General features: G+C 68.4%; 12 protein-coding genes. 8 read left to right on the top strand and 4 right to left on the bottom strand.

From position 1 onward, the window contains the following. The first annotated feature begins 128 nt into the window (after positions 1-128). Together G9373_RS11440 and G9373_RS11435 are read left to right on the top strand one after the other, a co-directional pair. Positions 129-491 carry a hypothetical protein gene (locus G9373_RS11440; RefSeq protein ID WP_005258829.1) on the top strand — a complete coding sequence of 121 codons (363 nt, stop codon included), beginning with the start codon at positions 129-131 and terminating at the stop codon, positions 489-491. Continuing rightward, positions 488-1,822, top strand: coding sequence for a hypothetical protein (locus G9373_RS11435; RefSeq protein ID WP_005569958.1), 1,335 nt, complete (start codon positions 488-490; stop codon positions 1,820-1,822). The genes G9373_RS11440 and G9373_RS11435 overlap by 4 nt, the downstream gene beginning before the upstream one ends. Before the next feature lie 15 nt (positions 1,823-1,837). On the opposite strand, the gene G9373_RS11430 is transcribed toward G9373_RS11435, so the two are convergent. Together G9373_RS11430 and G9373_RS11425 are read right to left on the bottom strand one after the other, a co-directional pair. Further along, positions 1,838-2,644 carry a family 1 encapsulin nanocompartment shell protein gene (locus G9373_RS11430; RefSeq protein WP_005251300.1) on the bottom strand — a complete coding sequence of 269 codons (807 nt, stop codon included), beginning with the start codon at positions 2,642-2,644 and terminating at the stop codon, positions 1,838-1,840. Next, a complete protein-coding gene (locus G9373_RS11425) occupies positions 2,641-3,693 on the bottom strand; it encodes a Dyp-type peroxidase (protein ID WP_167115182.1) in 1,053 nt (350 codons plus the stop codon). The genes G9373_RS11430 and G9373_RS11425 overlap by 4 nt, the downstream gene beginning before the upstream one ends. Positions 3,694-3,844: 151 nt before the next feature. On the opposite strand from G9373_RS11425, the gene G9373_RS11420 reads away from it, so the two are divergent. The 5 genes from G9373_RS11420 to G9373_RS11400 all read left to right on the top strand — a co-directional run bounded on the left by G9373_RS11420 (position 3,845) and on the right by G9373_RS11400 (position 9,010). After that, the gene (locus tag G9373_RS11420; RefSeq protein WP_043791335.1) at positions 3,845-4,270 is read left to right on the top strand and encodes a pyridoxamine 5'-phosphate oxidase family protein; all 426 of its coding nucleotides are present in this window, start codon (positions 3,845-3,847) and stop codon (positions 4,268-4,270) included. A 197-nt stretch (positions 4,271-4,467) separates the two neighbouring features. Then, the gene (locus G9373_RS11415) at positions 4,468-5,820 is read left to right on the top strand and encodes an MFS transporter (RefSeq protein ID WP_167115179.1); all 1,353 of its coding nucleotides are present in this window, start codon (positions 4,468-4,470) and stop codon (positions 5,818-5,820) included. Further along, positions 5,817-6,845, top strand: a complete 1,029-nt coding sequence (locus tag G9373_RS11410) for a Gfo/Idh/MocA family oxidoreductase (protein WP_167115176.1) — start codon at positions 5,817-5,819, stop codon at positions 6,843-6,845. Before G9373_RS11415 ends, G9373_RS11410 begins: the two co-directional genes overlap by 4 nt. Beyond that, positions 6,842-7,894: an alcohol dehydrogenase catalytic domain-containing protein gene (locus G9373_RS11405; protein WP_167115188.1), complete on the top strand. Its 1,053-nt coding sequence runs from the start codon at positions 6,842-6,844 to the stop codon at positions 7,892-7,894. The genes G9373_RS11410 and G9373_RS11405 overlap by 4 nt, the downstream gene beginning before the upstream one ends. A 102-nt stretch (positions 7,895-7,996) precedes the next feature. Continuing rightward, a complete protein-coding gene (locus G9373_RS11400) occupies positions 7,997-9,010 on the top strand; it encodes a LacI family DNA-binding transcriptional regulator (RefSeq protein WP_005569694.1) in 1,014 nt (337 codons plus the stop codon). Positions 9,011-9,019: 9 nt separating this feature from the next. Here the strand turns inward: G9373_RS11400 and G9373_RS11395 are convergent, their stop codons facing one another. Together G9373_RS11395 and G9373_RS11390 are read right to left on the bottom strand one after the other, a co-directional pair. After that, positions 9,020-9,826, bottom strand: coding sequence for a sugar phosphate isomerase/epimerase family protein (locus G9373_RS11395; RefSeq protein WP_005569693.1), 807 nt, complete (start codon positions 9,824-9,826; stop codon positions 9,020-9,022). A gap of 1 nt (position 9,827) precedes the next feature. After that, positions 9,828-10,985, bottom strand: a complete 1,158-nt coding sequence (locus G9373_RS11390) for a DUF993 family protein (protein ID WP_005569692.1) — start codon at positions 10,983-10,985, stop codon at positions 9,828-9,830. A 118-nt stretch (positions 10,986-11,103) separates the two neighbouring features. On the opposite strand from G9373_RS11390, the gene G9373_RS11385 reads away from it, so the two are divergent. After that, positions 11,104-12,666, top strand: a complete 1,563-nt coding sequence (locus tag G9373_RS11385) for a CoA-transferase (RefSeq protein ID WP_167115173.1) — start codon at positions 11,104-11,106, stop codon at positions 12,664-12,666. The last annotated feature ends 7 nt before the right edge of the window (positions 12,667-12,673 follow it).

Raw genomic sequence — 12,673 nt, 5'->3', positions numbered from 1 at the left:
CGCTGCTTGACTTTCCGGGCATCCGCGCTCTCGCCCGACCCGGTTTCCTTCCCTGCCATTCATCAATGATCAAGCAGCACGGTGCGAATCACGCGCAACGACACACCCTATTACCGAAACATCTTTAGGTGATCAGGCGGTTGGCCGGAGTTGTCGTGGTACCTGCTGTCGTCGTCACCCTGGTGTCGGGCTGTGGAGGCGACAACGACACTCCGGCAACGGAGGACGGTGTCGTGATCGACGTCGTGATCGACAGCGGCTCGGTCACACCGAGCAACGAGCGCATCGAGGCCACGGTGGGGGAGACCGTCACCGTGCGGATCGAGAGCGACGCCGCCGACGAACTGCACGTGCACGCCGTGCCGGAACATTCGTTCGAGATTCACCCCGGAACGCAGGAAACCCAGTTCTCCGTGGACGTTCCGGGCCAGGTGGCGGTGGAGTTGCACGACACGGGTAAGACGGTGGCCACCCTGCTCGTGCGTCCATGACCGTTGTTCTCGCGCACGGCCTCGGTGGATCCACCGACCTTCCGATTCCGTTCACGTATGCGCTGATCGGGGCGAGTTGGGCGCTCACCGTGTCTTTCGTGGTCCTGGCGTTCGCGTGGCGCACCCCGAAACTGGATCCGGACAGTCCCGGGCGGAGGTTGCCGGGCTGGGTGACGCGGTTCGCCGACGCGCCGATCACGCGGAACGTGCTGGCGGCGTTCGGTGTGGTGCTCGCGGTGTGGGTGGCCCTCGCGGCGTTCTTCGGACCCGCGGCATCGTCGGAGAATGCACTGCCGGGCGTGTTCTACGTGCTGCTCTGGGTGGGACTGGTCGCGGCGTCGCTGGCGTTCGGCCCGGTGTGGCGGGTGCTCTCCCCGGTCCGCACGGTACACCGATCGGTGTGCGCGGCGATCGGGCGCTCGCCGGCAGAAGGCAATGCGCGGTACCGCAACTCGTGGGGCTACTGGCCCGCGGTCGCGGGACTGTTCGCCTTCGTCTGGCTCGAGCTCGCCTCTGGCGACCCGGGTTCCGTTGCCGCCGTGCGCACCTGGCTGCTGGTCTACGTCGTGGTCACGACGGCCGGGGCCTTCGCGTGCGGCGAACGCTGGTGTGAGCGGGGCGATCCGTTCGAGGTGTACAGCACGCTGGCGTCGCGGTTGTCTCCGCTGAGCCGGGATCGGCACGACGGCCGGATCGTGCTGCGCAATCCGCTGGACCACCTGGGATCGATGCCCGTCCGTGCCGGCTCGGTCGCGCTGATGGCAACGCTGCTGGGATCCACGGCCTTCGACAGTTTCTCGGCGTTCCCGTGGTGGTCACGGCTGGTGGACGGAATCGGTTCGCCGATCGGCGCCACTCTCGTGCGCACGGCGGGGCTGCTGGTGTTCATCGGCTTCGTCGGGGTGTCGTTCTGGGTGGCCTCGCGGGCCGCGGGCGGACTACGGCCGGAGCAGCGCTCCGCTCTCCCCGGGCTGCTGTCGCATTCGCTGATCCCGATCATCATCGGCTACGTCTTCGCCCACTATCTGACGTATCTGGTGGAGAAGGGGCAGGCGACGGTGATCCTGCTGGCCGACCCGATGGGGCGGGGATGGAACCCGCTGGGGCTCGGCGACGCCGACGTCTGGTACGTGCTGTCCGAGCATCCGGCCGCGACGGCATCGATCAAGGTGCTGTGCGTCCTCGCCGGACACGTCCTCGGAGTGATTGCGGCACACGACAAATCCGTGCGGGTCCTGCCGCGGGGTCATCAGCTGACCGGGCAGCTGGCACTGCTGTTCACGATGGTCACGTACACCTTCGGTGGGCTGTACCTGCTGTTCGGCGGCTGACGACCCCGGCGTGCGTCAGCGTGCGAGGACGACTGCCGCCTCCGCGGTGAGCGAGGCGAACGTGAACGTCTCTTCGAGGTAGAGCGTCACATCGGTGGCGGTGTGGCTGTCGTAGCCGATCGACAGGTCCGTGCCGAGGGTCAGCTGGTTGTCGCCGCCGCGAGTGGACAGCACGTACCCGCCGCTGATGGCGGGTGCCCAGATGATGTCGCCGGTGACCAGGTCGCGCAGGTGGTGGAACACGGGATGTCCCTCGTCGCGGGTCTCGCTGACCGCGGTGTACGCGTCGGCGTCGAGCACCACCGAATACGGTCCCTCGACACCGGCGAGTCGCAGCGCCGACAGTGCGGAGGCGACGGCGTCGGGGATCAGCAGCGGATCCTCCGGCAGACTGAGAACCGGGTTGTCGCTGGACGGTCCGAGTCCGCGGATCCCCGCCTCGTCGAATCCCTGGAAGATCGACTGGTCTTCGGCGAACGCGACGGCCTTCGCGGCGTCCTTGACGGGCTGCCAGTCGGAGTCGAGGGAACCCCGGGCGACGTCGTCGACCTCGGCGCGGCTGAGGGTGAACGGGAACCGGAGTTCGACGAGCGGGTCCACCTGCCGCTGCTGCGCCCGGATCCTGCTGTCCGACGTCTTGATCGGGGTGACGCGGCCGAGGTTGTGGGCCGAGTAGGAGTATCCGAACGGTCCCGCGACGTCGACGACACGCCGCCCCGCGACATGCCGCTTGAACGTGCGGGCGGCCTCTTCGCCGATCTGCTGCCAGGCAACCTCGGTGACGGGCGCCAGGTTGCGGTGCAGATTGCTCGAATCACTCATTGCGATACTCCTTTGAGACCACCGATTTTCAGGGACAGGTCGTACGGGCCGGCCGCGGCGGGCTCGACCGGGTCGTCGGGCGCCGACTCCGCGTCGGCCGGCTCGTCGCCGAGCGATTCGAGCACGTCCCGGCTCGGCACGAAGAACAACGTGCCGGTGGCCGCCGTGGAGAAGTCGAGGATGCGGTCATAGTTGCCGGGCGGCTCGCCGAGAAACATGCGCCGCAACATCAGCTCGGTGACGGCGGGATCCTTGGCGTACCCGATGAAGTAGGTGCCGTACTCGGCCTCGCCGAGGCTGCCGAATGCCATGTTGTCGCGCAGGATGTCGTGTTCGACGCCGTCGTCGTCGACGATGGTGTTGAGTGTGACGTGCGAATTGCCGGGCTGGACGTCGTCGTCGAGTTCGACGTTCTCGAGCTTGGTGCGCCCGATGATCCGTTCCTGTTCCTCGGTGCTCAGCGTGCTCCACCCACTCATGTCGTGCAGGTACTTCTGCACGATCACGTAACTGCCGCCGCGGAAGTCGGGATCCTCGTCGCCGATCAGTGCGGCGTCCGCGGCGTCGTCGTCGGTGGGATTCTCGGTGCCGTCGACGAATCCGAGGAGGTCGCGGGAGTCGAAGTAGCGGAAGCCGTGCACCTCGTCGACCACGGTGGCGGCGGAGCCCAGCGCGGAGACGATCTGGCGGCCCAGTTCGAAGCACAGGTCTTTGCGGGCGGCCTTGATGTGGAACAGGACGTCACCCGGGGTGGAGGGCGCGCTGTGGACCGGCCCGGACAGCGGGACGAACGGATGCAGGTGCGCCGGTGTCGACGACGGGCTCACGCGGTCCCAGAACCGCGCACCGACACCGACCACGCACGACAGTGAGCCGGCGAGTTCGCGGAATCCCACCGCCTTGAGCGGTCCGTCGATCCCGGAGATCACGTCGCACACCGTCGCGCGGTCGTCGTCGGAGTCCCCGGCGACGAGCACCAGGAACAGCGAGGCAGGGCTGGGCGGAGTGAGGACTGCTTGGGGTGCCAATCTCGCGACTGGGCCTGGCATCTGTGTCTCCGTTCACTTCGACGTACGACGCTGCACTGTCCGGAACCTAGGTCCATCTAACCGTTTCGCACCGCCAGGTTCCATTCCATCGGTCCGCCGCGCCGCCGCGGGGCTCCGGAATCTGTCGGTGGGGGCTCCTATCGTCGAGGTCATGCCATTGTCTGTGTCCGAGCGCGAACAGTTCCTGTCCGAGCCGCACATCGCGGCGCTGTCGGTCTCCGCCGGTGAGGGCCGCGGACCTCTGACGGTCCCGATCTGGTATCAGTACGCCCCGGGCGGTGATCTGTGGGTGCTGACCGGCGCCGGTTCGGAGAAGGCGCGCCTCATCGAGGCGGCCGGGCGATTCACGATGATGGTCGAACGCGTCGCCCCCACCGTCCGATACGTCTCCGTCGAGGGTGCGGTGACGCGCACCGTCACGGGAACCGACGCCCAGCTGCGGGAGATCACCGAGCGCTACCTCGCGCCGGAAAAGGTCGACGGCTACCTCGATTTCGCCCGGGCCGAACTCGGCGAGCAGGTCGCGATCTACCTCAGACCCGAGCACTGGCGATCGGCAGACATGGGTACCGCCTGACCGCGGGGCCGGTCACGGCCCGGTGCCCAACATGAAAGCGGTATCTGACCGGTACTAGTCGGGAAACGTCGAGTATTTTGCTGTGAACTGTGGAAACGGGAATCCGTCCGCGTAGCTGAGAAAGCGTTTACAAATTCGGTGACGTGGGTCATAGTAGTCGGGTTCCGGCAGTTTCCCTTCACAGTCAGGAGTTCTCGATGGGCATGACCGAACTCGGCACCGAGCGGTCGACCGCGGTGCCACACGGGTCGGCAGGGCAGCAGCGCCGCCGGGTGATCAAGGCGAGCGCGGCGGGAACCGTGATCGAGTGGTACGACTTCACGCTCTATGGCCTCGCCGCTGCCCTCGTCTTCGGGCCGCTCTACTTCCCCGGTGCGGGATCCCTCGCCGGCACGATGGCCGCCTTCGGGACGTTCGCCGTCGGGCTCGGCGCCCGCCCGATCGGTGGGCTGGTGTTCGCGCACTTCGGCGACCGGCTCGGTCGCAAGCCGATGCTCCTCATGACCCTGCTCGTCATGGGCGCCTCGACGACGCTGATCGGGGCGCTGCCCACCGCGGACGCGATCGGAATCTGGGCGCCGATTCTCCTGATCGTCCTTCGCCTGTTCCAGGGCGCCGGCGCGGGCGCCGAGTTCGCCGGGGCGATCACGATGGTCACCGAATCCACGGACAGCGCCCGCCGCGCTCTCTCCAGCGCCTATCCGGGAGCCGCGATCTACGTCGGGACCGGCGGCGCCACCATGATCTTCGCACTGCTCACGCTGATGCCCGACGACCAGTTCCTGTCCTGGGGCTGGCGTATTCCGTTCCTGGCCAGCGCCGTCATCGTTCTCGTCGCCGGCTATCTGCGGTTGAAGGTGAACGAGACCGCCGTGTTCGAGGAGGCCGCGCAGCACGGCGAGGTCGACCGCGCGCCGCTGGTCGAGGCGGTCCGCAACCACTGGCGGCAGATCCTGTGCGGACTTGCCCTGTTCAGCTTCGTGATTCCGTGGGCCTACGTCATGCAGGTCTTCGCGCTCTCGTTCGTGACCAAGACCCTCGGCGTCGATTCCACCCAGGCCCTGATCGGATTGATCGTCGCCGAGTTCTGCGCCATCCCCGTCATCATCGGATTCGGCCGACTGGCCGACAAAGTCGGCCGCAAGCCGGTCCTGTTGTCCGGCGCGATCTTCGGCATCATCTTCCCGTTCCCGATGTTCATGATGCTCGACACGCGGTCGCCGTGGATGGTCGGACTGGCACTGATCCTCGGCATCTGCCTCGTCCAGGGCACGACGTCCGGTCCGGGCGGTGCACTGCTCTCCGAACTGTTTCCCACCAAGATCCGGTGGAGCGGCATCGCGATCTCCAGGGAGATCCCGGCCGCCGTGGTCGGCGGCACGATCCCGCTGGTCGCCACCGCCCTCGTCGCCGTCGCGGGCGGGACGCCCTGGCTCGTCGCGAGCTACCTCATGGGCTTGAGCGTGGTCGGGCTGATCGGCATCGCCCTGCTTCCCGAGACCCTCGGCCGGAGCGTGGGTTCGCGCACGTCCGTCGAGGTCGCACCGTGACCCGTCGCGTCGTGGTGGTCGGCGCCGGGCTCGCGAGCGCCGCACACCTCACGGCGCTCCGGGCTGTCGGCGCCGACGTGGTCGGTGTGGTGACGCGCGACGAGACGAGGGCGGCGGCCGCACGCCGGCTGGCACCGGAGGCACGGATACTCCCGAACGTCGACGCGGCAGCGGACCTGGACGCCGACACGGCGGTGGTGGTCACGCCGCCGTCGAGTCACCTGGCCGTCGCGTCGGCACTGGCCGAGCGCGGCCTGGACCTGGTGATCGACAAACCGCTGGCCGCGTCGTTGCACGATGCGCAGGCGATCGTCGACGTCGCCGAGCGGTCCGGCGTGCGGGCGGCGGTCACACTGCAACACCGCTACAAGGAGGCGGCGCGTCGCGCCCGGCAGCTTCTGTCGGACGGAGCGATCGGCGCCCTCCGCTCGGCGACCGTCACCGTCCCGCTGTGGCGCCCCGACTCCTACTACGCCGAGGCCGGACGCGGGACCTGGGACCGCGACGGCGGCGGAGTGCTGATCACCCAGGCCATCCACACCCTCGACCTGTACCTGTCGCTGGCCGGTCGGGCGCGCAGTGTCGTGGCCGCGGCTTCCACCAGCCGAGGCCGGCTCGAGGCCGAGGACACGATTCACCTCCTGATCGACCACGGCACGCATGCGGCGTCGGTGACGGCGAGCACGGCCGCGTGGCCGGGCGGTGCCGAGACGATTCACCTCTACGGCGACGCGGGACAGCTGCGGCTGGTGGGGGATTCGCTCGTCCAGATCGGCGACGGGGTCCGCCGGGTCGTCGACGGTTCCGTCGACGCGTCCGGCCCGGACCCATTGTCGATGACGGCGTGGTTCCGGTCGCTGTACGACGACGTCTTCACCAGTTGGGCGGCAGGTGCGGCACCGCTGTCCGACGCCCGGTCCGGGCTGCCCGTGCAAGCGGTGATCGACGCCGCCTACCGGTCAGCCGCGGCCGGCACGATGCCGGTCACTGTCTCCGAGGAAAGGGAAAGTGCATGTCAGTGTTGAGTATTCGGGTCGACGGTCCGAACGAGTATCGCCTCGATCACGGTGACGTCGCGGCGCCCGGCGAGGGGGAGGTGCTCGTCGCACTCGACTCGGCCGGGATCTGCGGCGGTGACCTGTCGCATCTGCGCGGCCGGAACGCCGTCGCCGCATATCCGACGGTGCTCGGCCACGAATGCGCGGGACGTGTGTCGCGGGTGGGTCCGGGCACGAGTCTCACGGTCGGTCAGCCGGTGATGGTCTACCCGACCACGGGCTGCGGCCGATGCCGCGCGTGCCGCGACGGCCGGATCAACAACTGCCCGAGCATCCGCGTGTTCGGCCTGTCCGACCCACGCGGGTGTTTCAGCGAGGAGTTCGTCGTTCCCGAGACGCAATGCGTGCCCGTGAGCGACTCGGTGCTGGACCGTTTCGGGGCGCTCGTCGAACCGCTCGCCGTCGGAGTTCACGTGGTCCGGCGCGGCGGCGCGTCGGAGGGGGACAGCGCGCTGGTCGTCGGGACCGGTGCGATCGGTCTCGCGACCACGCTGGTGGCCAGGAGTCGGGGCGTCCGGGTGTTCGGTGTCGATCGCTACTCCGAACGTGAGCAGCCCGCCCTGGCGTGCGGGATGAGCGACTTCACGACGGACTCGGGGGCCGCGCTCGAGGGCTGGCTCCGGGACCGGACTGACGCGGTCGACCTGGTCTACGACACGGTGTGCACCGACGAGTCGTCTCGGCTGGCGCTGCGGGTCCTCGCTCCGGGCGGCCGGTACGTCGCGATCGCGTCCGCGAAACCCGGGCACGAACTGACCCTCGACTACAGCGCGCTCTACGCCCGCGAACTGTCCGTCGTGGCCTGCCGGAACTACGTCCGTCAGGATTTCGTCGAGGCGGCCGAACTACTCGAATCGGGGAAGGTGGACGCGTCACCGCTGCACACCGCGACGTTCCCGCTGGACGAGTTCGGCCGCGCGGTCGAGGAACTCGAATCGAACGGCAGCAAGCACGTCAAGGTGCTGCTGACGTCGCGGAAACTGCTCGGAACGCGCGCCTTGTTGCGCACGGAGTGAGCGTCCGCGTGATCCGGGGCCGTCTTCGCGATACGCTGTAAGCGTTTCCACCCACCGAGGTGGTAGACGGTAGCAATGGCGACGAGAGATGTAGAGGCAGCTATGGCTGATCAGACCCGAGTGCCCGCGAGCCGTCGCGTCACGATCAATACCGTAGCGAAGGCAGCCGGGGTGTCGATCGCCACCGTCTCCCGTGTCATGAGCGGCAGCTCGTCGGTGACCCCGGACCTCGCGGCCCGGGTCCACAAGGTCGCCGATGAGCTGTCCTACCGGCCCAGCACCGCCGCCCGCGGACTCGTCCTCGGGTCGCTGAGGAACATGGGCGTGATCCTGCCGGACCTGGCGAACGCGTACTTCTTCGACGTCGTCAAGCAGATGCACCACGGCGCCACCGCCGACGGGTACCGCATGCTCGTCGCCGACTACTCCGGTGACGCGGCCGACGAACTCGCCACCGCACTCGACCTGCTCGGCCAGGTCGACGGCCTCGTGCTGCTCTCGTCGAGGATTCCGACGAGTGGCCTGAAGGAACTCGCGAAGCAGTCGACTCCCGTCCTGCTCGTCAACCGGGTCGAGTTGGAAGTCGATCTCCCCATGGTGGCCGTCGACAACTTCACCCCCATGATGCAGCTGTGCGGGCATCTCGCGAAGCTCGGCCATCGCCGGATCGTCTACGTGAAGGGCTCGGATCTGGCCTGGCAGAACCGCGAGCGGTGGCGGGCCATCGAAATGGCGAAGGTGCTCGGGATCGAGGCGACGGCGGTGCCGTCGGACGGCACCATCGAGGGTGGCTACGACGTGGTGGAAGAAGCACTCACGCACGAGCCGACCGCTCTCGTCTGCTTCAACGACCTGACCGCGCTGGGCGTCATCTCGAAACTGCGTGAGCGCGGACTCCGCGTCCCCGAGGACATTTCGGTCACCGGCTTCGACGACATCGACATGGCGCGCCACCTGGCGCCGCGCCTGACCACGGTGGTCAGCCCGAAGATCGACCTGGGCGACCAGGCGTGGTCGCTGATGCGCGCGGCCCTGAACAACGAGGCCACCACGTCTCCGCCGCTGATCCCCGCCGACGTCGTCATTCGCGAGTCGACGGGGCCCGCCTCGCGTTGAGCCGGGTTTTCAGACGGCGGCAAGGCCGTTCGCCGCGGCGTGGACCGCGTCTTTCGGGTCTGCGGCCCACCAGCGGTCGCTGAGGATCTCGACCTCCACGAGCCCCGCGTAGCCGCCGGTGTTCCTGCAGTCGGCGACGAATCCGGTCAGGTCGATGCACCCTTCGCCGGGCATGCCGCGGCTGCTGAGTTCGCCGTGGATCGGGGTGACCCAATCGGCCAACTGCACCGAGAACAGGCGTTCGCCTGCCCTTGTGATCTGCTGCGGCAGCGCTGCGTCCCACCACACGTGATACGAATCGAGGGCGATCCCGACGATGTCGGATCCAATCGCCTCGACCAGGTCGTTGGCCTCGCTCAGTGAGGTGATCACCGAACGACTCGACGCCATCATCGGGTGCATCGGCTCGACCGCGAGCCGCACCCCCGACTGGCGGGCGTACGGCTCGAGTTCGGCGATGCCGTCCCGGACCTGCCGCCGCGCGTCGGCGAGGTCGCCGTGAGCGGCGCCGCAGACCAGCACGAGGCAGTCGGCGCCGAGGGCGTGCGCCTGATCGACCGCCACTCGGTTGTCGGCCGTGGCTTCTCGCCGCAGCCGGGCGGTCGGTTGCGGGAACATTCCGCCCCGGCAGACGCTGGTGACGCGCAGACCCGACTGCCGGAGCCGGGCCGACGCGTCCACCAGATCCACGCCGTCGAGGACGTCCCGCCACAGGCCGACGCCGCCGAATCCCCACTGCGCAGCGAGGTCGGCGACCTCGGTGAGGCCGGCACCCTTGACGGTGACGGAGTTGAGACTGCAGTGCGCGAGGTCCATGTCAGTGGATTCCGTGCACGGCGAAGTAGGCGGCGGCGCGGGTGGCGGTGAAGTCGGGATCGGTGAACAGCCCGATCGCGTCGGCGGCGCGGACCAGTTCGGCCAGGTGGGTGAGGCTGCGGCCGGTCTCGAAGCCGCCGATCATCCGGAAGTGCTCCTGCTTGCCGTTCAGGTACGCCAACCAGGCGACGCCGACCTTGTAGAACTGCGTCGGGGCGGCGAACAGCAACCGGCTCAGGGTTTCGGTGGGGCCCAAGATGTTCCGGAAGCCCTGCTCGTCGCCGTCGTCCAACCGCGCGAACGCGGCGGAGGCGAACGGTCCGAGCGCGGCGAACGCACCGAGGAGGGCGTCGCTGGTGTGGGTGCCGTCGCCGGCGATCAGGCCGACGTAGTTGTAGTCGTCGCCGGTGAACACCCGCACCCCGGCGGGCATCCGCTCACGCAGGGCGATCTCGAGCGCCGGGTCGAGCAGGGACACCTTGATGCCGCGCACGGTGTCCCCGTGCGCGTCGATGATCTGCAGCACGGTGTCCATGGCCGCGCCCGAATCCGCGAATCCCCAGTAGCCGTCCAGGGCGGGATCGAACACCGAACCCAGCCAATGCAGGACCACCGGGCGGGTGGCCGCCGACAGCACGGCGTCGTACACGGCGAGGTAGTCGTCGGGACCGGTCGCGGCGCGGGCGAGGTGCCTGCTCGCCATCAGCACCACCTCACCGCCCGCGGATTCGATCGCCTCCACCTGTTCGAGGTAGGCGTCGCGGATCTCGTCGAGCGAGGGGTTGTCGGTCTTCAGTTGATCGGTGGCCACACCCACTACCACCTTCCCGCCGACCGACTTCGCGTCGGTGAGCGTGCGGACGGCGAGTTCCTTCGCCGCGGCCCAATCCAGCCCCATGCCGCGCTGGGCGGTGTCCATCGACTCGGCCACCCCGAGGCCCAGCGACCACAGGTCGCGGCGCAGGTGCAGGGTCGCGTCCCAGTCGATCTGGTCCGCGGCATTCTCCGCCGACGCCCGCAGCGGATCGGCGACCACATGCGCGGCCGCGTACACCGCCCTGCTGGTCGGCGGGGTGGACCGGGTGTCCAGCCGTGCCGGTGCGTTCCACGCGAGAGTCGTGGGCGAACCGTGGCGATCGGGCAGCAGGATCGAGGCCATGAAATCTCCTGTAATCGTTTTCTTGATGTTGTGCAGCTCACAATATACTGTGTCAATCACCGAGGTCCATAGCGTTCATGGGCCGATTGGCAGAATGTAAGCATTTACAGGAGCGGATATGACACAGCCCGGAACGGGTGCCGCCTCGAGGCGCTGGACACTGACCACCGCGACCCGAGCCGTGAGCGACATCGCGCCAGGATCAACGATCGCCCTCACCGGTTCGGGCGGCGGAATCCTCGAACCGGACACCGTCCTGAAGGCGCTGGAGGAGTGCTTCCTCGCGACCGGATCGCCGAGGGACCTCACGATCGTGCACGCCCTCGGCATCGGCGACCGGGTGAGCCGCGGAACCAACCACCTCGCGCACAAGGGCATGGTCAAGCGGGTCGTCGGCGGGCACTGGACGTGGTCGCCGACCATGATCGACCTCGTCCGCAACGACGAGATCGAGGCGTACGCGTGGCCCGGCGGCGCGATCAGTCAGCTGCTGCGGGAGATCGGCGCGCGCCGGCCGGGCCTCATCACAGCGACCGGTCTCGACACGTTCGTCGACCCGCGGCACGGCGGGGGCAAGTTCACGCCGTCCGCCACCGAGGACCTCGTCGAACTCCTGACGCTCGACGGCCGCGAGTACCTGCGCTACAAGCCGTTTCCCGTCGACGTGGCCATCGTCCGCGGCGATTCCATCGACCCGTCCGGGAACGTCACGTGCTCGGGCGAGGCGGCTCAACTCGACGCGCTGGCCGTCGCTCAGGCGGCGAAGGCGAGCGGCGGCCGGGTCATCGTGCAGGTGAAGAACCTGCTGGACCGGCCGATCGATCCGCGGCTCGTGCACATCCCGGCGGTCCTCGTGGACGACGTCGTGCACGCGCCGGCCCAATGGCAGACGTACGCGGGCGAATTCGATCCGGAACTCTCCGGCGATGCGGCGAACTCCGGTTTCGGCGCCACGAACCACGACCCGATCCGCATGCTGATCGCCCGGCGGGCGGCCGCCGAGGTCCGGGACGGCGACGTCCTGAACGTCGGCTTCGGGGTGTCCGCGCTGGTCGTGGACGCGCTCGCCGAACAGGATCGCCTGGACGACATCACACTTGCCATCGAGCAGGGGCTGATCGACGGCATCCCCGTCTCCGGCGACCTGTTCGGGGCCGCGCGAGGACCGAAGGTCGTGCACTCGTCGACCACCCAGTTCGATCTGTTCTCGGGCGGCATGCTCGATGTCAGCTGCCTGGGTATGGCCGAGGTCGACTCCACCGGCGCCGTCAACGTCAGCAAGATCGGCGGCGGAATCGTCGGACCGGGCGGGTTCATCGATATCTCCCAGAACTCGCCGCGCGCCGTGTTCTGCGGAACGTTCACCGCCCGCGGCCTGGACGTCGCGATCGTCGGGGGAGAACTGGTGATCCGGCGCGAAGGCTCGGTGCCCAAGTTCGTCGACCGCGTCGATCAGGTCACCTACTCCGGCGCTCTCGCCGTCCGTGAGGGACGTGAGGCGGTGTACGTCACCGAACGCGCCGTCTTCGTCCTCACCCGGGACGGCCTCGAACTCGCCGAGATAGCACCCGGCATCGACATCGATCGGGACATTGTGCCGCACATGGGATTCCGTCCGATCATCAAGAACCCACGCGTGATGGACGCGGGGTTGTTCGCCCCCGTCGCCGTACACATCTGAGGAGAAC

It is taken from the genome of Rhodococcus sp. A14, from assembly GCF_011603105.1.
GTDB classification, from domain to species: Bacteria; Actinomycetota; Actinomycetes; order Mycobacteriales; family Mycobacteriaceae; genus Rhodococcus_F; species Rhodococcus_F opacus.
Note: the sequence above shows the minus strand (reverse complement) of the source record. Positions and strands in the feature narration are given on the sequence as shown.